The 23144-nt window shown below is 60.4% G+C and carries 20 protein-coding genes, 2 tRNA genes and 1 pseudogene; 18 read left to right on the forward strand and 5 right to left on the reverse strand.

Features of this window, described 5'->3' with window-relative positions; genetic code table 11:
- Positions 1–66: 66 nt before the first annotated feature.
- From pap to Q0P52_RS17000, 6 genes are all read left to right on the forward strand, one after another.
- Positions 67–1551: a polyphosphate:AMP phosphotransferase gene (gene pap / locus Q0P52_RS16975; protein WP_293765707.1), complete on the forward strand. Its 1485-nt coding sequence runs from the start codon at positions 67–69 to the stop codon at positions 1549–1551.
- Positions 1544–2275, forward strand: coding sequence for an ABC transporter substrate-binding protein (locus Q0P52_RS16980; protein ID WP_293765708.1), 732 nt, complete (start codon positions 1544–1546; stop codon positions 2273–2275). The genes pap and Q0P52_RS16980 overlap by 8 nt, the downstream gene beginning before the upstream one ends.
- Complete coding sequence (gene recD, locus Q0P52_RS16985) at positions 2275–3987, forward strand: exodeoxyribonuclease V subunit alpha (RefSeq protein ID WP_293765709.1); 1713 nt, start codon at positions 2275–2277, stop codon at positions 3985–3987. Before Q0P52_RS16980 ends, recD begins: the two co-directional genes overlap by 1 nt.
- Positions 3988–4208: 221 nt before the next feature.
- Positions 4209–5090, forward strand: a complete 882-nt coding sequence (locus Q0P52_RS16990; RefSeq protein ID WP_293765711.1) for a DUF4743 domain-containing protein — start codon at positions 4209–4211, stop codon at positions 5088–5090.
- A gap of 147 nt (positions 5091–5237) precedes the next feature.
- A complete protein-coding gene (locus Q0P52_RS16995) occupies positions 5238–5429 on the forward strand; it encodes a hypothetical protein (protein WP_293765712.1) in 192 nt (63 codons plus the stop codon).
- Positions 5430–5581: 152 nt separating this feature from the next.
- Positions 5582–9217, forward strand: a complete 3636-nt coding sequence (locus tag Q0P52_RS17000; protein ID WP_293765713.1) for a transporter substrate-binding domain-containing protein — start codon at positions 5582–5584, stop codon at positions 9215–9217.
- A 200-nt stretch (positions 9218–9417) separates the two neighbouring features.
- Here Q0P52_RS17000 and Q0P52_RS17005 read toward each other — a convergent pair.
- Positions 9418–9494, reverse strand: a tRNA-Arg gene (locus tag Q0P52_RS17005).
- Between the two features lie 160 nt (positions 9495–9654).
- Between Q0P52_RS17005 and Q0P52_RS17010 the strand changes: the two genes are divergently transcribed.
- On the forward strand, positions 9655–10380 hold the full coding sequence (locus Q0P52_RS17010) for a c-type cytochrome (protein ID WP_293765714.1): 726 nt from the start codon (positions 9655–9657) through the stop codon (positions 10378–10380).
- 53 nt (positions 10381–10433) lie between these two features.
- On the opposite strand, the gene Q0P52_RS17015 is transcribed toward Q0P52_RS17010, so the two are convergent.
- Together Q0P52_RS17015 and Q0P52_RS17020 are read right to left on the reverse strand one after the other, a co-directional pair.
- The gene (locus tag Q0P52_RS17015) at positions 10434–11165 is read right to left on the reverse strand and encodes a class I SAM-dependent methyltransferase (protein ID WP_293765715.1); all 732 of its coding nucleotides are present in this window, start codon (positions 11163–11165) and stop codon (positions 10434–10436) included.
- Positions 11166–11213: 48 nt separating this feature from the next.
- Positions 11214–13238 (reverse strand): UvrD-helicase domain-containing protein, encoded by a 2025-nt coding sequence (locus tag Q0P52_RS17020; protein ID WP_293765716.1) that lies wholly within the window; start codon positions 13236–13238, stop codon positions 11214–11216.
- Between the two features lie 161 nt (positions 13239–13399).
- On the opposite strand from Q0P52_RS17020, the gene Q0P52_RS17025 reads away from it, so the two are divergent.
- Positions 13400–14221 (forward strand): symmetrical bis(5'-nucleosyl)-tetraphosphatase, encoded by an 822-nt coding sequence (locus Q0P52_RS17025; RefSeq protein ID WP_293765717.1) that lies wholly within the window; start codon positions 13400–13402, stop codon positions 14219–14221.
- On the opposite strand, the gene Q0P52_RS17030 is transcribed toward Q0P52_RS17025, so the two are convergent.
- Positions 14148–14978 carry a lysophospholipid acyltransferase family protein gene (locus Q0P52_RS17030; protein ID WP_293765718.1) on the reverse strand — a complete coding sequence of 277 codons (831 nt, stop codon included), beginning with the start codon at positions 14976–14978 and terminating at the stop codon, positions 14148–14150. The two genes, Q0P52_RS17025 and Q0P52_RS17030, sit on opposite strands and share 74 nt — an antisense overlap.
- A gap of 40 nt (positions 14979–15018) precedes the next feature.
- Positions 15019–15834, reverse strand: a complete 816-nt coding sequence (gene mutM, locus Q0P52_RS17035) for a bifunctional DNA-formamidopyrimidine glycosylase/DNA-(apurinic or apyrimidinic site) lyase (RefSeq protein ID WP_293765719.1) — start codon at positions 15832–15834, stop codon at positions 15019–15021.
- Between the two features lie 85 nt (positions 15835–15919).
- Between mutM and Q0P52_RS17040 the strand changes: the two genes are divergently transcribed.
- From Q0P52_RS17040 to Q0P52_RS17085, 10 genes and pseudogenes are all read left to right on the forward strand, one after another.
- Positions 15920–17674 (forward strand): tetratricopeptide repeat protein, encoded by a 1755-nt coding sequence (locus Q0P52_RS17040; protein ID WP_293813779.1) that lies wholly within the window; start codon positions 15920–15922, stop codon positions 17672–17674.
- A complete protein-coding gene (lolB, locus tag Q0P52_RS17045) occupies positions 17671–18219 on the forward strand; it encodes a lipoprotein insertase outer membrane protein LolB (RefSeq protein ID WP_293765721.1) in 549 nt (182 codons plus the stop codon). The genes Q0P52_RS17040 and lolB overlap by 4 nt, the downstream gene beginning before the upstream one ends.
- Positions 18220–18260: 41 nt before the next feature.
- On the forward strand, positions 18261–19112 hold the full coding sequence (gene ispE, locus Q0P52_RS17050) for a 4-(cytidine 5'-diphospho)-2-C-methyl-D-erythritol kinase (RefSeq protein WP_293765722.1): 852 nt from the start codon (positions 18261–18263) through the stop codon (positions 19110–19112).
- Between the two features lie 10 nt (positions 19113–19122).
- Positions 19123–19197, forward strand: a tRNA-Gln gene (locus Q0P52_RS17055).
- Positions 19198–19286: 89 nt separating this feature from the next.
- A complete protein-coding gene (locus Q0P52_RS17060; RefSeq protein ID WP_293765723.1) occupies positions 19287–20270 on the forward strand; it encodes a ribose-phosphate pyrophosphokinase in 984 nt (327 codons plus the stop codon).
- A 63-nt stretch (positions 20271–20333) separates the two neighbouring features.
- Positions 20334–20891, forward strand: a complete 558-nt coding sequence (locus Q0P52_RS17065; RefSeq protein WP_293765724.1) for a 50S ribosomal protein L25/general stress protein Ctc — start codon at positions 20334–20336, stop codon at positions 20889–20891.
- A 72-nt stretch (positions 20892–20963) separates the two neighbouring features.
- Positions 20964–21548 carry an aminoacyl-tRNA hydrolase gene (gene pth / locus Q0P52_RS17070; RefSeq protein WP_293765725.1) on the forward strand — a complete coding sequence of 195 codons (585 nt, stop codon included), beginning with the start codon at positions 20964–20966 and terminating at the stop codon, positions 21546–21548.
- Positions 21549–21616: 68 nt separating this feature from the next.
- A pseudogene (locus Q0P52_RS17075) lies at positions 21617–21721 on the forward strand (GTPase); the annotation flags it as partial.
- A 271-nt stretch (positions 21722–21992) separates the two neighbouring features.
- On the forward strand, positions 21993–22217 hold the full coding sequence (locus Q0P52_RS17080) for a hypothetical protein (RefSeq protein WP_293765726.1): 225 nt from the start codon (positions 21993–21995) through the stop codon (positions 22215–22217).
- A 157-nt stretch (positions 22218–22374) separates the two neighbouring features.
- Positions 22375–22743, forward strand: coding sequence for a hypothetical protein (locus Q0P52_RS17085; RefSeq protein WP_293765727.1), 369 nt, complete (start codon positions 22375–22377; stop codon positions 22741–22743).
- The last annotated feature ends 401 nt before the right edge of the window (positions 22744–23144 follow it).

Genomic DNA, 23144 nt, shown 5'->3' on the forward strand with positions numbered 1-23144 from the left:
TCATTCGCCGAGACCGGACGCCCCCTGTGTTACCATCCGCGCCCGGTCAGGCAACAGGAGAAAAACATGTTCGAATCCGCCGAAATCGGCCACGCCATCGACAAGGAAACCTTCCGCCAGCAATTGCCGGCCTTGCGCGAGGCTTTGCTGGATGTCCAGTACGATCTGAAAGAAAAGGCCGATTTCCCGGTATTGATCCTGATCCACGGTTTTGACGGCGCCGGGCGCGGCGAAACCATGAACCTGATCAACGAATGGCTGGACCCGCGGTTGATCCGCACCGTGGCCTTCAGCTCGCCAAACGAGGACGCCCGCTCCCGCCCGTGGATGTGGCGCTACTGGCGCGAGCTGCCCAAGAAGGGCCGCATCGGCATGTTTTTCGGCTCCTACTACTCCGCGCCGCTGTTCGATCGCGTCTACGACCGCATCGACCACGACGCCTACGACCGCGAAATCTTCGACATCATGCGTTTTGAACGCATGATCAGCCAGGACGGCGCGCTCATCCTCAAGTTCTGGTTCCATCTCACCAAGGACAAGCAGCGTAAGCGCCTCAAGGAGCTGGAAAAGAACCCCGACACCCGCTGGCGGGTGACGGCGGACGACAAGGACAACATGGAGCGCTACGACACCATCCGCAAATACGGCGAGCACATGATCCGGCTTACCAACACCGCCTATGCGCCGTGGATCGTGGTGGACGGCGAGGACGCCAATTTCCGCAGCCTGACCGTGGGCCGCACCATATTGCAGGCCATCCGCAACCGGCTGGAGCAGGGCAACCAGCATGTGGACGCCAACGAAGCGCCCCCGTTGCTGGCGCCGATCGACAACAAGCTGATCCTGGATACGCTGGAACTGGATCAGAAAATGGACAAGTCGGAGTACAAGGAAAAGCTGGCCAAGTTGCAAGGGCGCCTCAACCGCCTCACCCGCGACGAGCGTTTCAAGGACTGCTCGCTGGTGCTGGCGTTTGAAGGCAACGACGCCGCCGGCAAGGGCGGCACCATCCGTCGCATCACCCAGGCGCTGGACGCGCGCACCTATCGCGTGGTGCCGGTGGCCGCGCCCACCTTGGAAGAAAAAGCCCAGCCCTGGCTGTGGCGTTTCTGGCGGCAAGTGCCGCCCAAGGGTGGCATCACCATCTTCGACCGTACCTGGTACGGGCGCGTGCTGGTGGAGCGGGTGGAGGGTTTTGCTCAAGAGCGCGACTGGATGCGCGCTTATTACGAGATCAACGACTTTGAGCACCAGCTGAGCGAAAACGGCGCGGTCGTGCTGAAGTTCTGGCTGGCCATCAGCAATGAGGAGCAGATGGCGCGCTTCAAGCTGCGCGAGGAAACCGGCTTCAAGCGCTTCAAGATCACGGAAGAGGACTGGCGCAACCGCGAGAAGTGGGACGCCTACAAGCTGGCCGTCAGCGACATGGTGGACCGCACCAGCACCAGCAAGGTGCCGTGGACGCTGGTGGAAGCTAATAACAAGTATTACGCGCGCATCAAGGTGCTGAGCACCATTTGCGACGCGCTGGAGGCAAGGCTGGGTGCGTAGTTTCCTGTTGTCGCTCCTCATCGCGCTGGCGCCGCTGAGCGCCGTCGCGGCGGAGCCTTCCCTGCGGGCCGGCGTGGTGGTGGATAGTCCCGGCCCTTACAGCTACACCCCGGACAGCCCGATGGCGTCGGTGTATCGTGACGCGCTGGAGCAGATCAGCCGGCTGTCCGGCATCCGTTTCGATATCGAATACTTTCCCGCCCAGCGCACCCAGCAGTTGTTCGAGGTGGGCCGGCTGGATGTGGAGGTGGGCGTCAATCCGGGCTGGCGCGCCCTGTCGCCAGTGGGCGGCTTTTATTCCCAACCGCTGGGCGAGCTTGGATACCAGCTGTGCCTGCGCCCCACGGTGAGCCACCCCATCCGCACGCTGGCCGATTTGCGCGGTCAGCCGGTGGGTGTGTTGCAAGGTCAGCCGGTACAGGTGTTCGCCGCCGAATTCAAGCGCCACGATGTCCGCGCCGAAGTCTCGCAAAGCGAGGCGGAGATGCTCAACAAGCTGCGCATTGGCCGCCTGCCGGCCGTGGTGCTGGAAAAGCGCCAGCTTGAGCACCAGGCCGCCCTGCCGCCGGACAGCCGTTGCGAGCCGGGTGCGGTGGTCAGCGTGCAGCAGGTCATGCTGCGCCTGCATCCGCAGCACCGCCAACTGTTGCCAGCCATCAACAAGGCCATTGCGCAACTGACCGCCAACGGTCGCCTTAAAGCCATTTTCCAGAAGCCCCGCTGATGTCTTCCTCTGAGAATTCCGCCACCGTTTCGCCACTGGCCGACATGCTGGCCGGCCTGCTGAACCGTCTGTCGCCCGACAGCGGTATTGATGTGGCCGCGCCGGTGGCGGAACTGGTGGCGGCCCATGCGCAGGGCCATGTTTGCCTGCCCTTGCGCAGTCAGGCCGCGCGGCGCTTGCGCAGCTCGCCATTGGTGGGCAAACCGGGCGATTACGCTCCGCTGCTGCTGGACGGGGCTGATCGACTCTACTTTGCCCGCCACTGGCACGATGAACACCGCCTGGCTGTCCGGCTGTCCGCCATGGCCGCTGATGTGCAGCCTGCCGACGCCGCCCGGGTGAGGGCGGCGCTGGACCCGCTGTTTCCTTCGGCCAACCTTGGCCAGGGGCCGGATCGGCAGAAGCTGGCCGCCGCATTGGCGGCGCGGCAACGGTTGCTGGTGATCTCCGGCGGCCCCGGCACCGGCAAGACCACCACCGTCGTGCGGCTGTTGGCGCTGATTGCCTCGCTGTCGCCCCGTCCGCTGGTGATGGCGATGGCGGCCCCCACCGGCAAGGCGGCCGCCCGCCTGAGCGAATCGGTGCAAAAAGCGCGCGACGCGCTGCCGGTGGCCGAAGCTGTCCGCGGACAACTGCCGGGGCAAGCGCAAACCCTGCACCGACTGCTAGGCCTGCGGCCCGGTCAGGCCCGACCGCGCTATCACGCGGGCCAGCCTCTGCCGCTGGACGTGCTGGTCGTGGATGAGGCCTCGATGATCGACCTCGAACTGATGGCGCGCACGGTGGATGCCTTGCCGCCGCACGCCAGACTGGTGCTGCTGGGCGACCGGGACCAGCTGCCTTCGGTGGACGCCGGCGCCGTGCTGGCCGACCTGTGCGGCCGCGTGGCCTACCGGCCAGCTACGCGTCAGTGGTTGGCCGAAGCCAGTGGCGAAACCTTGCCGGAAACACCGGATGCGCTCGGCAAACTGGCCGACTGCGTCATGCTGCTGACCCACAGCCACCGTTTTCGCGCCGATTCCGGCATTGGCGAGTTGGCGCGCAGCGTCAACGCCGGCGAGGGAGAGGCGGCTTGGCGGGTGTTACAGGAGGGCAGGTTCGACGATATTGAACTGCGACCGGCGCTGGATGAGACGGCGCTGATGGCGGGCCGGCGCGATTATTTGCAGGCCATCCGCGCAGGCGCGCCACTGGATGAGGCGCAAGCGGCTTTCGGCCGCTTCATGGCGTTGGCCGGCGAGCGCCGGCAAGTGGCGCAGATCAATGCGGCGATGGAGCGAAGTCTGGAAGCGGAAGGACTGAAACAGCCAGGGCGGGATTGGTATCCCGGCCGGCCGGTGATGATTGCCGCCAATGATTACGGCTTGGGCCTCTTCAACGGCGACATCGGTTTTGCCGTGGCGCGGGACGAGGGCGTGCGGGTGGCGTTTCCCATGCCGGACGGCGAGTGGCGCGAATTCGCGCCCGGCCGCCTGCCCGAGCACGACACGGTGTTCGCCATGACGGTGCACAAAAGCCAGGGCTCGGAGTTCGATGAGGTGTGGCTGGCGTTGCCGGATCGTCCCGGCAATGTGCTGGACCGGCCCTTGGTGTACACCGCCATTACCCGCGCGCGGCGGCGCTTTGTGCTGGCCGGCGCCAAACCGGTATGGGATGACGCGGTGTCTCGTGTCAACGTGCGTTACTCCGGCTTGCCGGACCAGTTGCTATAGGCCGGCCAACTCATTCCGCCGGTCTGCGCCGGCCGTCTTGCAGCGCAGTTTGTCTACTTGGCGAGCATCGCCGCGCGAGCGATGAGCCTCAAAGTGAATGATCCGCAACACTTCCATCTGGAATATCCCGCATTCTTGCGCCAAGCCACTGAAAAAGTTGGGCAAAATGGCTTTGACATCCTATTATGGCGCCTTCCCGATATCACCGGCTGGGAGTTGTCATGCAAGTGGATGGCGTTCTGGGGTATCTGAGCAAGGTCACCCGTTACGACCGCAGCGCGTTTACCCCTCTCTTCATCGGCCCGCATCGCATGGGCTGTGTCAACGCGCAATGGAAGGCGCGCCTGCTTGAGACGGAAGCAGCCTTGTTTGCCGAAACAGCTGACGGACTGATCTGCCGCGTCGACGGCGATTACGCCGCCATCAGCGCCGCCTTGCATGCGGCGGCCCGCCGCTGGCAAACCGCCGGCTGGCTTAACGGCTGGCGCGATGAAAACTTCACCGCCTTCCTGCCGGACGGCAGCCCGGTATTCGAACTGGAGCGCGCCGCCTTCCGCCCCTTGGGCCTGACCAGCCGCGCCGTGCATCTCAACGGCCTCACCCGCATGCCGGACGGCGAAGTGCGGATGTGGATCGGCCGGCGCAGTCCCCACAAGGCGGTGGACCCCAACCGCATGGACAATATGATGGGCGGCGGCATTGCAGCCGGCGAATCCATTGAGCTGGCGCTGGAGCGCGAGGGTTGGGAGGAGGCCGGCATTCCTGCCGATCGTCTTGAACTGCTGCCGCAAAGCGCGCTGGTGTTGGCCGAACGTCCGGTGCAGCGCGGGCTGCATCGCGAATGGCTCTATGTGTTCGATCTGTGGCTGCAAGCCGGCGAAACACCCTGTAATCAGGATGGCGAAGTGGCCGAGCATGTCCTGCTGCCGCTGGCCGAGGTGGAGCAACTGCTGGTGGACGAGCGCTTCATGATTGACGCCGCGCTGGTGGCCAGCGACTGTCTGTTGCGGTTGGGTTATTGGCGCGAAGCCGGCTCGCGGATCGCCGATGCGCTGCGCGGCGTCACGCTGCCACCCGATACCTGTATTCACGCCGGTGCCTGAACGCCGACAAGTTTGGCATCCTGTGCCACAAAGCCGACGCTAGTCGGCTTTTTTATTTTCGATGACCCCGTCTGGCGGGGTAGAATGACAATGCTGTAAACAAGCAACTGATAAAAAGAACATAAGTCGTATCAAGGGGAAGTCGCCATGTATCGGCTAAAGCTGTTTTCCAAGCACTTCGGCGTCGATGACAAGGGGCCGTTGCACGCTACCCACGAGCAGGCCAGAGAGGCCGCTCGTCTCATGACCCTAGTGTACAAGGGCAATATCCGCGTAGAAATCCACAAAGTGGTTGATTTGCGTCTGCGCAAAACAGAGAAGCTGGAAGAGCTGTCCTGATGGATGGAATTTCCAATGTTTCCCAGTCAATGACCCCGTCATTCCGCTATTAAAATCAGAAAATTCTGTAGCAGTAATAAGACGTAGCTGACTTAAACGATGTCGTCCTCCTCTTAGGCTTGCCTGATTTCGCAAGTTCAAGGAAGGACATCATGCGCTTTTGGGGATTGTTGGCGCTGTTGCTGGCCTGGTTGTCGTCGCCCGCCATGGCGGAAGAGGGACTGCCGGTGTCGCTGCGCAGCCAGGCGCTGACCGGCGACAAGTTCGATCTGGGGCGCGACGATCGCCTGTGGTTGAAAGTGGGCGCGCCCTTGCGCGTCGGTTTCGTGCACAGCCCGCCGCCGTTTGAGATGTATATGGCGCGGGTTGAGCTGCAGGGCATCAACGTGGACATCGTCGGTTATCTGCAAAACGCCTTGCAGCTGACGGTGGATGCCCGGCATTACCAGTCGGTGGAGGATGCCGCGCAGGCGCTGCGGCAAGGCAAGCTGGATGCATTGATTGGCATCAGCAGCGCGGCCGCCAGGCCGCCGGGTCTCGCGCTGACGCGACCTTATCTGCTGCATCAGCAGGTGCTGGTGGGCCGCGATGCTGACAGTAAGCCCTATCACGCTAATATCGCTCTGCAAAGAGGGGAACCGGTACCCGGCTGGCTGCGCCAGCGTTATCCCAACGCGGTGTACACCCCTTTCGAAAATCTTGCTGATGCGTTGGTATCGGTGGTGGCCGGGCAGCAGGATTTGCTCTTGGGCGACGCCACCAGCATCAATTATCTCTCCAACCAGAATATGGTGGACGGCCTGAAAGTGGTGTCCTACCGGCCGCCGGACGATGGTTGGGCCATGGCGGTGGGCAGTGGTCAGTCGGGTCTGCTGCGCGTGCTCAACGCCGCGCTGGGGGCTTTGCCGCAAGAAGCCAAAGAGGGATTGCTGCGCCGCTGGAGCGGCGGCGCGCCACTGCTGTTGCCCGAAGCCATTCCGGTGCGGCTGACACCGGACGAAAAAGCCTGGCTTGCCAAGCACAAAGTGCTGCGCCTGGCGGCCGGCCATAGCCGCGCGCCCATCACTTTCTATGACAGCAATGGCCAGCTACGCGGCATCGCCGCTGATCTGCTGACGCTGATCAGCCAGCGTACCGGCATGCAGGTGGAGGTGCGCAAAACCAATACCCTGCCCAGCATCCGCGACATGTTGCAGCGCGGAGAGGCGGATATGGCGGTATTGCCCTTCGACCCCGAGAAATCGGACGGACTGTTGCGCTATAGCCGCGCTATCGCCTTCATGAATTCCCAGCTGGTCATACGTGAAAATGCCGACCAACCGCAGCGCACCAGAGATTTGGCGGGCAAGAGCATTGCCGTGTCGCGCGGCAACGATCTGAGCACGGGGATGAAAGGAGTGTTTCCCGATGCCAAGTTCATCGAGGTGGACAACCCGCTGTCGGCATTCGACTTGGTGGAAAACGGCAAGGTGGATGCCGCCATCGTCAGCAGCATCCACAGCCGCTATTACCTGCCCACGCTGTTCAACGGCAAGCTGCGCGAAGTGCCCTTGCCCGGCATGCCGACCGGGCAACTGGCTTTCGCCACGTCGGCCAGCAATCCGCTGCTGCTGTCCATCCTGGACAAGGCGCTGGCCAGCATCGGGCCGGAGGAGATGAGCATCATCATCAATGAGCGATGGCGCACCAATGTCTCGGCCAGCAATCAGAGTTGGCGAGACTATAGCCGGGTCATCATCTACCTTGTGATCTGCGTTGCTTCCATGCTGCTGCTTGTGTCGCTGGCCTGGAACAGCCGGCTGCGCAAGCAGATAGACAAGCGGCATGAGGCGGAAAAGGCCTTGAGCGACCAGCTCAACTTCATGAGCACGCTGATCCATGTCACGCCCTATCCGGTGTACGTACGCGACCGGCAAGGCTATCTGCTCAGTTGCAACGAGCCCTATCTGCAAGCGGTGGGCTTGGGACGGGAGCAAGCCCTTGGGCAGGAGCAATTCATCCGCCAGATTGTCGATATCGACCAGGAAACCCGCGTTAGCCTGGAAGAGGATTACCGGCAAGCGATCGAGTACGGCGTATCCATCCAGTGCGACCGGCAGGTGGTGCTTAAGGGCAGGCCGATTTGCGTCTATCACTGGATTCAGCCCTTCCGGGATTCTGAAAACATCATTCGCGGCGTTATCTGCGGCTGGATCGACATCAGCGAACGCCTGCGCCTGCTTGAGGAGTCCAGACAAGCCAAGGAAGAGGCGGACCGCGCGAATCAGGCTAAAACCACCTTCCTGGCCACCATGAGCCACGAAATCCGCACGCCGATGAGCGCCGTCATCGGCATGCTGGAGTTGGCGTTGCGGCAGGCGGAAGCCGGCAAGGCGGATCATGCCTCCATCCAGGTGGCCTATGACTCCGCCAAAGGCTTGCTGGGCCTGATTGGCGACATTCTTGATATTGTGCGCATCGAGTCCGGCCATCTGTCCTTGAATCCGGAAAACGCCAACCTGCGGGACCTCATCCATTCCGTAGCCCGCGTATTCGACGGCCTGGCGCGGCAGAAGGGGCTGAGCCTGCAAGTGGACATCCGCGACGACACTGCCGCTGCCTGGCAAGCCATGGTGGACCCGCTGCGCTTCAAGCAAGTGCTGTCCAACCTGCTGAGCAACGCCATCAAGTTTACCGAGCGCGGCAGCGTCATCATTGAGGCGGATGTGATTGCCGATGGTGAAACCCATCAGTGCCGGCTGGCTGTCGTCGACACCGGCATCGGCATTCGCGACGAGGATCAACTGCGGCTGTTCCAACCCTTCGGCCAAGTGGGCGGTCCAAGCGTCAATACCCAGAGCGGCACGGGGCTGGGTCTCGCCATCAGCCGCACATTGTGCGAAATGATGCAGGGCTCCTTGCACATGGAAAGCCGTTACGGCATCGGCACCCGCTTGAGCGCCGTGCTGCGCCTGCCTGCCGCCGTTGCGCCCAGATTGATGGAAGCGCGTCTTCCCGGCGCATCCTTGCCGAAGCGGGACAAAAAATCCTTGCGCATTCTGGTGGTGGACGACAACAGCGCCAATCGGATGTTGCTGAGCCAGCAACTGGACTATCTGGGCCATCAGTCCGCAGCGGCGGCCGATGCGCGCGAGGCGCTGGAATTGTGGGAAGAAGGCGGCTTCGACATGATCATTACCGACTGCAACATGCCTGGCATGACCGGCTATCAGTTGGCCTCGGCCATCCGCGAAGCCGAAGAGCTGTCTGGCCTGGCGTCTTGTCACATCCTCGGTTTCACCGCCAACGCCTTGCCCGACGAGCGCGAGCGCTGCATCAGCGCTGGCATGGACGATTGTCTGTTCAAACCCATCGACCTGAGCGCGCTGGACGCTTATCTCACCGGCTTGCCTGGCGACGCGGCCAGCCCAAGGTTGGCCGAAGAGGGCCGGGTATTCAGCCTGGCTTCGCTGGGCTTTATGGATGGCGAACGGCAAGTCGGCTTGCTTACGCAACTGGTGCAGGGTTTCGAGCAGGATATGGCGGCCTTGCGACAGGCGCTGGCGGCAACCGACGCCGACAACGCCAAGCGATTGGCCCACCAGATCAAGGGCGCAGCCCGCATCATCGCCGCCGAATCCGCCGCTCAGTGCTGCTGCTTGCTGGAAGCGCGTTGCCTCACGGGCAAAGCCGTCTCGCCGGGGATGGCGGAAATGACGGCGTTGACGCTGGCCATGGACAGCTTGCTACTGGGGCTTGAGGAGGAGTTGGGGCGTTTGACCGACGAAGCGGTGATGATCGGGCGCTGAAAGCGGGCGTCTAGCGCTCATGAGATACGTCGTAGGCGGCGGATTGTGGCAAAAAGCCTATCGATGCGGCCCGCGTGCTTTTCTCTCGGTTGCGACCGGTGACACAGGCAAAGTCAAAATGGGTCGCTAGCGCCAAAAGGGCAGCGCAACCTATTGAGCAGCAAGGAAATTGGTGAAAACAAAGGAACGCGGGGGAGGGGTGGCGCACCCGACAGGGATCGAACCTGTGACCTTCAGCTTCGGAAACTGACACTCTATCCAACTGAGCTACGGGTGCGCGGAGAGCCTGTATTGCAAGGCAGGCGCGATAATAGCGCAAAGGTATTGCCCGAGTCCAGTGTATGGTTTTTGCCTTGGGTCGCGGCTTCCCGTATAATCTGGCAATCTTAATTGTCATTTATTTTCAGGCGAGGCTCGGAATGAGTAATGAGAACGGGATGGCTTCCGGTCAGATCTTCAAGGTCCTGGTTGGCGTCGTTGTCTTTCTGGTAGTGGCGATCTGGTTGTTGGCCAAACTGGCCACCAGCGGTTACAACGTTGACGCCGAAGTCATGACCAAGGAAGCCGTTGCGGCCCGCCTGAAACCGGTCGGCGAATCCAAAGCCAGCGACGCGCCCCCGGGCATGCGCACTGGCGAGCAGGTCTTCAAGGCCATCTGTATTTCCTGTCACGGCCAGGGTCTGGCGGGCTCGCCCAAGTTTGGCGACGCCGGCGCCTGGGGCCCCCGCATCGCCAAGGGTTGGGACACGCTGACCCAGCATGCGCTGCAGGGCTTCAACGCCATGCCGGCCAAGGGCGGCGCCGCTGACCTGACCGATGACGAAGTGAAGCGCGCTGTGGCCTATATGGGGAATGCGGGCGGTGCTAAATTCACCGAGCCGCCGGTAGGCGGCGCTGGTGGCGCGGCAGCAGCGGCCGACCCGGCTACCGTAGGCAAGAAAATCTACGAAAGCGTGTGCGTGGCCTGCCACGGCAGCGGCGCTGCCGGCGCGCCGAAGTTTGGCGACAAGGCCGCTTGGGCCGAGCGCACCAAGGTGGGTCTGGACGAGGTGCAGAAGATCGCCACCAAGGGTTTGAACGCCATGCCGGCCAAGGGTGGTTTCGGCGGCAGCGATGCGGAATTCCGCGCTGCCATCGAATACATGGTCAACGCCGCCAAGTAATTCCTTCGGCAAACATGAAAAAAGCGCTGCGATGGCAGCGCTTTTTTTTTGACTTAATTTGCCTGCGGCTTGATGGCTACGGCATTGACCAGCGTTTCTTCGCGTTGCCCTTGGGGTGGGACTGGCCGTCCAATCCATTCGAGAAAGCCGATATCGATGCGGCTCCACCAGAGGTAAGGCAGAGAAATACGCTGATCAGGCAATGAGAAGCCGGTGGATCGCATCATGGCGATATATTCATCGGCGGTTTTCTGCACATCCATAGGATGGCGAAACAGTAGCTTGATCGGCAGAGAATGAATGTACTTTCTGGTGGATTCGGCAAACAGGAGTACGCCGCCAGGCTTGAGCACGCGGAAAAACTCTTGCATGGCGGCTTCCTGTTCGACGATGTGATGGAAGCTCTGGTGGCAATACACCATGTCGAACGTGGCATCCGGCCATGGCATGTCGGCAGCGTTGCCAAACATCAGTTCTACGGGGCGGTTGCAAAGCCTGGCGGCTTCCCCTGCCCGGTGTTCGATTCCGGGGTCGGCATCCAGGCCGATGATTTTTTCTGGCTGGAACCGTTGAGCCAGTTCTGCAAATGAGTGTCCGAAGCCACAGCCAACATCCAGTATCAGCGGATAGCGGCCTTCTGCGGGCAGCAGGCCTTGCAGGTCGTTCAGGGCGCGGCGCAGCACATGGACTTTCCACGTGTCGGACTTCAGAAACCAGTTGCCGAATCGTGTTTCTTCGATAAATGGAAATGCTGATGATATTTTTGCGTTTCGTCGATGTTGCACAGTGAGATATTGTGCAACATTTCCCCGTCATTTATAAGGACATGGCTCTCAGTTTTCCGGCTCCGCCGGCCTGGCCGTTTTCTCCGCCAGCATGGCGGTGAGGCTGGCCAGGCGGGATTTGCCTTCTGTTTTGCTGACGATGGGCTCTGCGCCGGGTTTGCCGAAGTGGCGCAGATCGCTCTGGTCGATCTCTGCGATGAAGCGCGACGGTTCGACAAACTGCCATTCGCCGGCGCGGCGGCGTTTCACGCAGTAGCTGAGCGTCAGGCTGCGCTGGGCGCGGGTGATGCCTACGTACATCAAGCGTCGCTCTTCTTCCACCATGCCGTTATCCACGGATTCGCTGTGCGGCAGGATGCCTTCCTCAGTGCCTACCAGGAACACGTGCGGGTATTCCAGCCCCTTTGATGCATGCAGGGTAGACATCTTTACCGCATCCACTTCGCCTTCATCGCGCCCTTCCAGCATGGTGATCAGGGCGATGGTCTGGCTCAGCTCGATCAGTCCCTTGCCGTCAGCCTCGCCCTTGCGCGCCAGCCAGGCTACCAGCTCCATCACGTTCTTCCACTTGGTTTCGGCGATTTTGGGGCTGTCCTCGCTGTCGTAGAGCCAGCCTTCGTAATTGATGGCTTTCACCAGCTCCATCGCCAGTTCGCCGGCGGGTTCGCGGGTGGCGCGGTACTGCAGGCGGCTGATGAATTCGCAAAACTGCGCCAGTGGTTCGAGCTGAGCGGCTTGCACCTGCACGCGGAAGCCCGGTTCGCCAGTACTGGCGAACAGGCTCTTGCCGGCCTGACCGGCGATGCCGCCCAGTTTTTCCAAAGTGCTGGCGCCCACGCCGCGTTTAGGGGTGGTCAGTGCGCGGATGAAGGCGGGATCATCGTCCGGATTGGCCAGCAGCCGCAGGTAGGCAAGAATGTCCTTGATTTCCGGCTTGTCGAAGAAGCTTTGCCCGCCGGCCATCTGATAGGGGATGCGCTGATTGCGCAGCGCCTGTTCAAAAATGCGCGCCTGATAGTTGCCGCGATAGAGAATGGCGTAGTCCTTGAAGCTGGTGCGGTGTTCGAACTTGTGCGCCATCAGGCGCTGCACCACCGTTTCCGCTTCGTGCTCTTCGTCCTTGCATTGCACCACGTGAATGGGTTCGCCCAGACCCAGTTCGCTCCACAGCTGCTTTTCAAACAGCTTGGGATTGTTGGCGATCACCGAGTTGGCCGCCCGCAGGATGCGGGCCGTGGAGCGGTAGTTCTGCTCCAGCTTGATGATCTTGAGTTCGGGGTAGTCCTGCTGCAGCAGACGCAGGTTTTCCATATTGGCTCCGCGCCAGGCGTAGATGGACTGGTCGTCGTCGCCAACGGCGGTGAACAGGCCGCGCACGCCGGCCAGCAGTTTCACCATCAGGTACTGACAGGTATTGGTGTCCTGATATTCGTCGATCAGCAGATAGCGCAATTTGCCCTGCCATTTGAGCAAGACCTCCGGGTGGCTGCGGAACAGCTGCACCGGCAGGCGGATGAGGTCGTCAAAATCCACTGCCTGATAGGCGGTAAGCGTGTCCTGATAGGCCAGATAGGTTCGGGCGCAGATTGATTCCCATTCGCCGGCGGCCTCGGCGAGCATCTCGTCCGGGCCTTTGAGATCGTTCTTCCAGAGGGATATCTGGCTCTGCACCTTGCGCACTTCGTCCTTGTGCGTGGTTTTCAGGATGTCGGAGATGATCTTGCCGGCGTCAAACGCGTCCAGAATGGAAAATTGCGGCTTATAGCCCAAGTGAGGGGCTTCTTGCCGCAGGATCTGCATGCCCAGCGAGTGGAAAGTGGAAACCGTGATGCCGCGCAACTCCTGCGAGCTGAGCAGCTTGCCCACCCGCTCCAGCATCTCGCGCGCGGCCTTGTTGGTAAAGGTAATGGCGGCGATGTGGCGCGCCGGCACATTGCCGTGGCGCACCAGATGACAGATCTTGAAAGTAATCACCCGCGTCTTGCCAGAGCCCGCGCCGGCCAGTACCAGCAAAGGGCCGTCAAGGTAATCGATGGCCGCGCGCTGCGGCGGATTGAGCAGGGGTTGTGACATGGTGTTTTCCGGGCGGGGAAGAGGGCTGTGCGCCCTGACTGGCTGAATGATGAGCTGCTGCATTGCAAATCGGTAACGCAGGCCGTGCATTGTAGCATGGGGTATCATGACTCCATTCGCGGAGGTCGGTTTCCCCGCCCTCCGCTTACCAGAGGCACAACATGGCAACTTACGCGATCGGCGATATCCAGGGCTGCTTCGGCCCCTTCCAGCAATTGCTCAGACAAATCGATTTCAATCCCGGCAAAGACACGCTCTGGCTGACCGGTGACTTGGTGAATCGCGGCCCGGAGTCGCTGCAGGTGCTGCGTTGGGTGTTTGAAAACCAGGATCGCGTGCAGATTGTGTTGGGCAACCATGATCTGCACCTGCTGGCGGTGTCGGAGGGCTTCGGCAAACTGCACCGCAGCGACACCATCGGCGAGATACTGCAGGCGGGCGACGGCAAGGTGCTGCTGGACTGGCTGCGCTGCCAGCCCTTGATGATCGAGGAAATGGGCTATGCCATGGTGCATGCCGGCTTGCTGCCGGAGTGGAGCATCAACAAGGCGCTGGATCTGGCCGAGGAGGTGGAGGCCGGTTTGTCAGGTCGCCATTACCGCGATTTTCTCTCGCGCATGTACGGCAACCGGCCTTTGCGCTGGAGCGAAGAGCTGAAAGGCTCGGATCGCTTGCGTGTGATCGTCAATGCCATGACGCGCATGCGCTTTATCAACCGGGATGGGGAAATGGACCTGGCGTTCAAGGGCGAGCGGGATACCGCGCCGGCCAATCTCATCCCCTGGTTCGAAGCCAAGGGCCGACGCAGCCGCCACACGCCCATCATCTGCGGGCACTGGTCGGCGCTGGGCTTGTATCTGGGCGAGGACATCCTGTCCATCGACACCGGTTGCCTGTGGGGCGGCAGCCTTACCGCGCTACGGCTGGAGGATCGGCAGGCGCAGTCCTTGCCGTGTCCGGCGTTTCGGGAGCTGGTAGTTTGAGACTGGCGGCGATGCTTCTGCGGGCGGCGTCCGACAAGGCGAAGCGCGTGGTCAGCTCGCCGCAGCCGGCTTTCAGCGGCGTGCCGTAACTGATCTTCACCACCATGGACGGCGTGGCGAGCACGGCGCGCAGGCTTTGCCAGAAAGTAGTGTCGCCGGCATAGGCGGCCGCGGTGGTGAGGCGCCCGTCCGGCAACTGGTAACGCAAGGCCACCGGTTGCACGATGCTGCTGGATGGCAGTGCCGCTTCGAACAGCGAAGCCTTGAACGGCAGCATGCCGGTGCCGTCGGAGGTGGTGGCTTCGGGGAACACCGCCATGCAACTGCCGTTGGCCAGTGCGTTGGACAGCAACTGGTTGACCCGGCTGGCGTCGCGGCGGTTGCTGCGATCGATAAACAGCGTGCCGCCGGTTTCCACCAGCCAGCCTATCACCGGCCAGGTGCGTATTTCCTGTTTGGCGACAAAGCGGGACACCGTGCAGCTATTGAGGGCGAAGATGTCCAGCCAGGACACATGGTTGGCTACCAGCAAGGTATTAGGGGGGTAGAAGCCCGGGTTGACGCCTTCTATCTCGATGCGGATGCCCAGAATATGCAGCAATTGAGTGGACCAGCGGCGAGTGATCACCGCGCGCTCGGCCTGCGCCAGCCGGCGGTAGCGGGTGGCCACGATGAAAATGCCGAGGGCGAAATGCCAGCCAAGACGGGCGAGGCGGCCCAGACGGACCGCCGACGAGGTAGTAGGGGAAGCCTTCAAGGTGTGAAACGCTTTATCTGCAGAGTGAATGCCCGTCACTCTAGCATGGCTGGCACAGCGGGCAATAGTAGGAACTCCGCTGGCCCAGCCGCATCTGACGGATAGGCGTACCGCAGGCGCGACACGGCTGATCCTGCCGGTCGTACACCATATAGCTTTGCTGGAAGTAACCCGACTTGCCCTCCGCGCTGACAAAATCCCGCAGGGTGCTGCCGCCGGCTTCGATGGCGCGCAGCAACACCCGCCGTATCTCTTCGGCCAACTTGTCGCATTCTCCCGGTCTGAGCGAGTTGGCCGGACGGGTAGGATGAATGCCGGCATTGAACAGGGATTCGTTGGCGTAGATGTTGCCCACGCCCACCACCACATGGTTGTCCATGATCACGGTCTTGATCGGGCTGCTGCGTCGTGCGATGGCGGCGTGCAGGGCGGCGCCGTTGAACGCCTCTCCCAGCGGCTCCGGACCGAGATCCTTGAGCAAGGGGTGGAATTCCAGCGGGCCGACATGCCAGAGAATGGCGCCGAAGCGGCGCGGGTCGCGATAGCGCAGTATCCTGTCAGTGAGCAGCAGGTCTACATGGTCGTGTTTTTCCGCCGGCGAGCCTGCCGGCACCAGGCGCAGACTGCCGGACATGCCCAGGTGGATGATGAGGCTGCCGCTGTCGAGCTCCACCAGCAAGTACTTGGCACGGCGGCGCACTGCGCGTACTGTCTGGCCATTGAGCAAGGCATCAAGACCCGGCGGCACCGGCCAGCGCAAGCGGTCCTCGCGCACCACTGCGCCGCGAAGGCGGGCCTGGTCAAGAAACGGCGCCACGCCGCGACGCGTGGTCTCGACTTCGGGTAGTTCGGGCATTGCGTATCCGCCTGTAAGTAAATGTCCAGATGACAAAATCGACAACCGAGCGTGCTATTCTACGCGTTCAACCGGCATAGACTCCATGCGAATGAAACCGCTGCACAAAACCCTTCCCCTGCTGCTCATCCTGTTGCTGTCCGGCTGCGCCGGCCTCAAGCCGCCCGCCGCCGCCAGCCAGGCTGCCGTTCATGACAATGCCGCCGACGACGAGGCGTCCGCCAGTGAAGACAACAACGCGCGCCTGCCGCGCATGGATCTGACGCCGCAGATACTTTATGGCGTACTGGCCAGCGAAATCGCCGCGCAGCGCGGCGGGGCCGGTTCTTCCTCCGCGACCTATCTTGATTTGGCGCGGCAGACCCGCGATCCGAGGCTGGCGCAACGCGCGGCTGAATTCGCCCTGTTTTCCGGCCAACTGAGCGAAGCCTCCCGCGCGCTGGCGCTGTGGGTGGAACTTGATCCTGATTCTCAGACCGCGCGCGAACAGCTGTTCATTACCATGCTGCGCGCCGGCAAGTTGGCCGAAAGCCGCCCGCTGGTGGAAACCTTGCTGGCGAAGGAGCCTGGCCGCGCGCCGGATGTGTTCGTCCAGCTGGCTCGCCTCGCTTCGCGGCAAAGCGACAAGGCCGGCGCCACCGCGCTGGTCAAACAACTGGCCAGTCGTTACCCGGCCTTGCCGGAAGCGCGCTTTGCGGTGATCGCGGTCGCGGCGGAGAACAACGACAACGCCAGCATGGATGCCGAGTTCGATCGCCTTGCCCTTGTCGCGCCCAAGTGGGACTTGCCGGTCGCCTGGCAAGTGGACCGGCTTCGTCGCGTCGATCTGCCGGCATCCATTGACTTTATCCGCAAAGAGCTTGCGCGTCGGCCGGATGCCGGGCTTGAGCTGAAAATGGCCTACCCGCGCCTGCTGGTGGCCGCCAAGCGTTATCCCGAAGCCCGAACCGAATTCGACCGCTTGCTGAAACAGAACCCGCAGAATGCCGATTTGCTGTACGCCACTGGCTTGCTGGCTTATCAACTGCGCGATCTGGATACCGCAGACGTGCGCTTGCAAGCGGCGTTGGCGCAACGTCACCCGGAATCGGACTTCATCAGTTTCACCCTGGGGCAGTTGGCCGAAGACCGGCAAGACAAGGCGGCCGCCGAGCGGTGGTACAGCCAGGTGGGCAGAGGACAGCAGTACTTGCCGGCCCAGACTCGTCTTGCCGCCATGGATGCTGCCTCCGGCAGGCTGGAAGCCGGCCTGGCGCGCTTGTCGACACTGGGCGGCAACGAGCAGGAGCGCATCCAGTTGGCGATGGAGCAGGCCCAGATGGCCCGCGCCGCCAAACAGAACGAGCGCGCTTACGCCATCCTGAGTCAAGCGCTGACGGAGTATCCCCGCTCGCCGGACTTGCTGTACGACCGGGCGCTGGTGTCCGACCAGTTGGGCAATCTGGGCAACGCCGAACGCGACCTCAAGGCCTTGCTGAAAGAAAAGCCGGACGATCCACAAGCACTTAACGCGCTGGGCTATACCCTCGTCGTGCGCAGCACGCGTTATCAGGAAGCCCTGTCTTATATAGAGAAAGCGCTCAAGGCCGACCCGGACAATCCGATGATTCTCGACAGCATGGGCTGGGTGCAGTTCAAGCTGGGGCGCAACGAGTCCGCGCTCAAGTATCTGGAAAAAGCCTATGCCGCCATGCAAGATGCTGAGGTGGCTGCTCATCTGGGCGAAGTGCTATGGAAAACGGGACGTCAGCAGGAGGCGCGTGCACTGTGGAGCAAGGCGCTTGAACGCGAGCCGGACAACGAGGCTTTGCGCGAAACCATGCACAGGCTGAACCCGTGAGTCGCCACAGCCTGGTGGCGGGCTTGCTCTCGCTGGCCTTGCTGAGCGGTTGCGCCACAGAAACCGTCTTTCGGCCAACGCCTTCTCCCACTGCGGTAGCCGACAAGCCTTTCGCCGTCAGCGGAAGGCTGTCGGTCAACGCCGACGGCAAGGGGCATGTGGCCAATTTCGAATGGACCCATCAACCCGCGGCCGACCAGCTATCGGTCAATTCACCCCTGGGCAATACGGTGGCCCGGCTGGAACGAACCGATGCCGGCGTGACGCTGCAAGCAGACGGCAAGACCTGGCAGGCCGGCGATGTCGAGCAATTGACCGAGCAGGTGCTGGGCTGGCGCCTGCCGATGTCCAACCTGGCATGGTGGATACGCGGCCTGCCCGCGCCCGGGGCCGAATTTTCGCATGCCGCCGATGGCAGTTTGCTCCAGCAGGGTTGGCAGATCCGTTTCGTCTCTGATGCCGATGCCGTTGGTGAATATCCCAAACGGGTGGAAATGCAAAGAGACAAGCTCACCATCCGTCTGGTGCCGCAAGTCTGGCATTAAGCTGTTTTTCCTTTTTTCTCCCGGTTTTTCGATAGCATTCCATGACTGAGACATTCCAGGCTTTTCCCGCGCCGGCCAAACTCAACCTGCTGCTGCACGTGGTAGGCAAGCGCGAGGATGGTTACCACTTGCTGGAAACCGTATTCCGCTTCGTCGACTTCTCCGACACCGTAGAAATAGCCGTGCGCCCGGACGGGGCGATCGAACTGGTGAACCCGATAGCGGGTGTGCCGCCCGAGCAAGACCTGACCGTGCGTGCGGCGCGTCTGTTGCAAGAAGCCAGCGGCAGTCCGCTTGGCGCCAGCATCCGGCTTACCAAGCGCATTCCCATGGGCGGTGGTTTGGGGGGGGGCAGTTCCGATGCGGCGACGGTATTGCTGGCCCTGAATCATCTCTGGCGTTGCGGCTTGAACCGTGAACAATTGATGGCGCTGGGATTGAAGCTGGGCGCGGACGTGCCGGTGTTTGTTTTCGGCAAAAGCGCCCTGGCGACTGGAATTGGCGAAAAACTCAATGAAATCAAACTTAAACCGGCCTGGTACGTAGTGATTCACCCTGGAGTGCATGTACCCACTGCAAAAATCTTCCAGAATTTTCAGCTGGAGGTGTTGACAGAGGAGGGCGGCATCAGCATAATGCGAATCCTCGAAACAACGCAGCGACGACGAAACGATCTGCAACAAGTTGTTTCGGGGATGTACCCAGCGGTGAATGAAGTGCTGAGCGAGTTGAGAAAATATGGTTCGCCGCTGATGACTGGTTCCGGAGCGTGTGTTTTTCTGGAATGTCAGTCGGAAGATGAAGCCGATAAAGTTTATCAGGCAGTGTCGAAAAAATATCAGGGTTTTGTGGCAAAAGGACTTGATGTCCACCCGCTGATCGGCATTGACTAGCAAAGTTTATTGGGGAGTCGCCAAGTGGTAAGGCACCGGATTTTGATTCCGGCATTCGTAGGTTCGATCCCTACCTCCCCAGCCAAGACTTTCTCTCCATAAGAGAGAGCATGAAAAAAGCGTGTAAGAATCCCTTACACGCTTTTTCTTTATCCAGCTAAGGCATATCGAATCATGGCGTCTTATGACAGTTTGATGGTTTTCACCGGGACCGCAAATCCGGAACTCGCTCAGAATGTGGTCAAGCACCTGGACATCTCGCTGGGTCGCGCCGATGTTGGCAAGTTCAGCGATGGCGAAGTGGCGGTTGAGCTGCTGGAAAACGTTCGCGGCCGCGACGTGTTCATCCTGCAATCCACCTGTGCTCCCACCAACGACAACCTGATGGAAATCCTGACGATGGCCGACGCGCTCAAGCGCGCTTCCGCCGGTCGCATCACAGCAGCCATTCCGTACTTCGGCTACGCCCGTCAGGACCGTCGTCCGCGTTCCGCCCGTGTACCGATCTCCGCCAAACTGGTAGCCAACATGCTGACCAGCGCCGGCATCGACCGCGTACTCACCGTCGACCTGCATGCCGACCAGATCCAGGGTTTCTTTGATATCCCGGTGGACAACGTCTACGCCACCCCGGTATTGCTGAAGGACATTCGCTCCCAACGCATCGAAGACCTGATCGTGGTGAGCCCGGACGTTGGCGGCGTGGTTCGCGCCCGCGCCATGGCCAAGGCCCTGAACACCGATCTGGCCATCATCGACAAGCGCCGTCCCAAGGCCAATGTGGCCGAGGTGATGAACATCATCGGCGACGTCAACGGCCGTACCTGTCTGATCGTGGACGACATGATCGACACCGCCAACACCCTGTGCAAGGCAGCTTCCGCGCTGAAAGAACGCGGCGCCGAGCGCGTGCTGGCTTATGCATCGCATGCGATTTTCTCCGGCCAGGCCGTTGATCGCATCAAGAATTCCGACATCGACATGGTCGTTGTCACCGACACCATCCCGTTGAGCGCGCAAGCCAAGGCTTGCCCGAATATCCGCGTTGTTTCCATTGCCGGCCTGCTGGCGGAAACCCTGCGTCGTATCAACAACGAGGAATCGGTGTCCTACCTCTTCAATGAGGAACTGGTTTCGACGGGCGCTTGCCTGCCGTAACATCAGGCCTGCTGGTCGCGGCGGGCGTGGTGCCTTTAACTTTAAGTAATACTGGAGCTTTACATGGCTTATGAACTGATCGCCGCCAAGCGCGAAGAGATGGGTACTGGTGCGAGCCGCCGCCTGCGTTCCGCTGGCAAACTGCCGGCTGTGGTGTATGGCAACGGCGCTGCTGAATCCGTCGTGCTGGACCACAACCCGATTTACTACGCGCTGAAAGAAGAAGCGTTCCACTCCGCCATCATCGACCTGGTGGTGGACGGCGCCAAGCAGACCGTTCTGCTGCGCGACTTCCAGATGCACCCGTACAAACAGCAAGTAATGCACATCGACTTCCAGCGCGTTGATCTGAGCCAGAAGGTTCACGTGAAGATCCAACTGCACTTCGTTGGAGCCGACGTGTCCGAAGCTGTCAAGCTGCAAGGCGCCAAGATCAGCCACATCCTGAACGAAGTGGAAGTTCGCGCTCTGCCGGGCGACCTGCCGAAGTTCATCGAAGTGGACCTGTCCAACATCAAGGCTGGCCAGACCATCCACATGTCCGATCTGAAGCTGCCGGCTGGCGTTGAGCTGACCGCTGTGGCTCGCGGCGAAAACGGCGCAGTGGCCCTGGCCAACTAAGCACGCTGTGTCTGACAAGGGCTCGTTGCGGGGCATTTCGCCTGCAGCGGGCCTTTTTGCATGCAAGGGTGGATGATGTCCACGATTCGACTGATCGCCGGCCTGGGCAATCCCGGTCCGGATTATGAGCGCACGCGGCACAATGCCGGTTTCTGGCTGCTGGACGAGCTGTGCTGGAAATACAAGGGCAACTGGAAAACCGAGGGCAAGTTCCACGGCGATGTGACCCGCGTCAACATCGACGGCAACGACGTCTGGCTGCTCAAGCCCATGACGTTCATGAACCTGTCCGGTCAGGCCGTGTTGGCGGTAGCGCATTTTTACAAGATACTGCCCGACGAAATTCTCGTCGTGCATGACGAGCTGGACCTGCAGCCGGGCACTGCCCGCTTCAAGCAGGGCGGCGGCCATGGCGGCCACAACGGGCTCAAAGATATCGCCGCAAGGCTGAGCACACCAGCATTCTGGCGCCTGCGCCTTGGCATTGGCCATCCGGGGGATCGCAACGAAGTGGTCAACTTCGTGCTGAAAAAGCCGCGCAGCGAAGAGCAGACCGCCATCGACGACGCCATCGGTAAGTCGCTGCAGTACCTGCCGCAGGCAGTGGGCGGCCAAATGGCTTCGGCCATGAAAGAGCTGCACACTGCGGCCAAATGACGAAATAGCCGGCCGAAGCGCTTTCGGCCAACCTTAATCCATTCGCACCGAATACAAGGAATGCTGACATGAGTCTGAAATGCGGTATTGTCGGCCTGCCCAATGTTGGCAAGTCCACCCTGTTCAACGCCCTGACCAAGGCCGGCATCGAAGCGGCCAACTATCCCTTCTGCAGAGAAGGTGAAATTTTTGCAATTAATCAGTGACTTAGGCTGTCTTCTCTTGTTGTGTAGACAGCAGGCAGCATAGCCCTTCGGCACTTCTCTGTAAATATTACTAGTTAAGCAATTTGATTTTTCAGGTTAGTACACAGGTATCTTGTAGCAGTGAGTGTAGAGTCCCCTGTCTTTCCATGTTGCTGGTTAGGCTTGACCATGCCGGAAGAAAACGCCAACATATGCCCAATTCCATTGGGATAATAATGGTTCGATAACAGGGGATTTCATGCTTATTTTTTGGGCACTCTTTGGTGCGTTGGTTGGGGTTGCTGCAGCACAGAAACGCGGTTTTGGCACTGCTGGTGGCATTATTGGTGGTTTGCTTCTTGGTCCTTTAGCCGTACTGATGTTCTTTGCATCAGGAAGCAGAGTTAAATGCCCAGCGTGTGCTGAATGGATGCAGAAAAAGGCCAACATCTGCCCGCATTGCAAGACACCTGTTGTCAAATAGACAAGCCCCGCATAAGCGGGGTTTTGTTTTTCATGAAGCAGTACAAACGGCAGAGTCACTCTTGGATACGCTACGAGTGTTTTAAAATCCTGACTGCAAGCCCTAGTACTGGTTGGGGGGGCGGATAAGCAGCACTTACAATGATAGGGTTTTAGATATGGGTAAAAATGTAGATAGAATAGAAATCCTTGAAAAAGTAGTCAGCGACTTGATTGACAGAAGATACCCTAAACAAAAGAATGCAATAAAAGGTTTAATATACGGAATACTTGCCGTGGTCGGAGTTGGTGCTGGTTTCATTGCAGCCGGTGGATTCGTAAGTGCACTTTTTTTATCCGAGAATCCAGATGATATTCACTTGGGGTTACATGAATTTGCCGTATTAACAGTAATTGCAGTTGCTGCAGTTTGGTACGTTATACGTCAAGATAGGCAAACTAAAACGTACAATGAATTCCTTGATTCCATGATTCAAGGGAAAAAAGATGAAATTGAAAAACTAAAGCAGCTGCCATGGGACAGTTGAGCAGAAATAAATTCAGCAGTTCCTAGAGCATAAGAGCCCAGAGATAGAGGCCTTAACCCCAGTTGGCAACACAAAGCCGAATAAAGCGCTTTGGAGCATCTTGCCACCATCAAGCGAGGGCGGAAAAATGCCCTGCAATCACCAGCATAGCCTTTTATGAGCCGGAAATCGGCACTCACTGTGGTTATGAACCAAAACAAAAAAACCCACTTCCTATCTGCTTCGCTCGAAACGACGAATACAATCCCGAAGAGAAGCCAAATGACAAACGTGGTCATGCTGGTGCTCATGTGAAGTCCATGTATGTACCCCTTAGCTCTGATGAAAGCTGGGCATCCCCTGCGTTTGGACTGTCCCGGGTGCAGTAGACAAACTCCCGCCTCACGCCGAGGCCCGCTCAA

The organism is uncultured Aquitalea sp., assembly GCF_945957525.1.
Lineage (GTDB): Bacteria > Pseudomonadota > Gammaproteobacteria > Burkholderiales > Chromobacteriaceae > Aquitalea.

Excerpts from the sequence above, each read along its gene's own strand:
- Q0P52_RS17065 (WP_293765724.1), top strand. The coding sequence starts at position 20,334 with ATGGCTTATGAACTGATCGCCGCCAAGCGCGAAGAGATGGGTACTGGT.
- recD (WP_293765709.1), top strand. The coding sequence starts at position 2,275 with ATGTCTTCCTCTGAGAATTCCGCCACCGTTTCGCCACTGGCCGACATG.
- pth (WP_293765725.1), top strand. The coding sequence starts at position 20,964 with ATGATGTCCACGATTCGACTGATCGCCGGCCTGGGCAATCCCGGTCCG.
- Q0P52_RS17010 (WP_293765714.1), top strand. The coding sequence starts at position 9,655 with ATGGCTTCCGGTCAGATCTTCAAGGTCCTGGTTGGCGTCGTTGTCTTT.
- Q0P52_RS17000 (WP_293765713.1), top strand. The coding sequence starts at position 5,582 with ATGCGCTTTTGGGGATTGTTGGCGCTGTTGCTGGCCTGGTTGTCGTCG.
- Q0P52_RS17085 (WP_293765727.1), top strand. The coding sequence starts at position 22,375 with ATGGGTAAAAATGTAGATAGAATAGAAATCCTTGAAAAAGTAGTCAGC.
- Q0P52_RS17060 (WP_293765723.1), top strand. The coding sequence starts at position 19,287 with ATGGCGTCTTATGACAGTTTGATGGTTTTCACCGGGACCGCAAATCCG.
- Q0P52_RS17040 (WP_293813779.1), top strand. The coding sequence starts at position 15,920 with ATGCGAATGAAACCGCTGCACAAAACCCTTCCCCTGCTGCTCATCCTG.
- mutM (WP_293765719.1), bottom strand. The coding sequence starts at position 15,834 with ATGCCCGAACTACCCGAAGTCGAGACCACGCGTCGCGGCGTGGCGCCG.
- Q0P52_RS17020 (WP_293765716.1), bottom strand. The coding sequence starts at position 13,238 with ATGTCACAACCCCTGCTCAATCCGCCGCAGCGCGCGGCCATCGATTAC.
- Q0P52_RS17025 (WP_293765717.1), top strand. The coding sequence starts at position 13,400 with ATGGCAACTTACGCGATCGGCGATATCCAGGGCTGCTTCGGCCCCTTC.
- Q0P52_RS16990 (WP_293765711.1), top strand. The coding sequence starts at position 4,209 with ATGCAAGTGGATGGCGTTCTGGGGTATCTGAGCAAGGTCACCCGTTAC.
- Q0P52_RS17080 (WP_293765726.1), top strand. The coding sequence starts at position 21,993 with ATGCTTATTTTTTGGGCACTCTTTGGTGCGTTGGTTGGGGTTGCTGCA.
- ispE (WP_293765722.1), top strand. The coding sequence starts at position 18,261 with ATGACTGAGACATTCCAGGCTTTTCCCGCGCCGGCCAAACTCAACCTG.
- Q0P52_RS16995 (WP_293765712.1), top strand. The coding sequence starts at position 5,238 with ATGTATCGGCTAAAGCTGTTTTCCAAGCACTTCGGCGTCGATGACAAG.
- pap (WP_293765707.1), top strand. The coding sequence starts at position 67 with ATGTTCGAATCCGCCGAAATCGGCCACGCCATCGACAAGGAAACCTTC.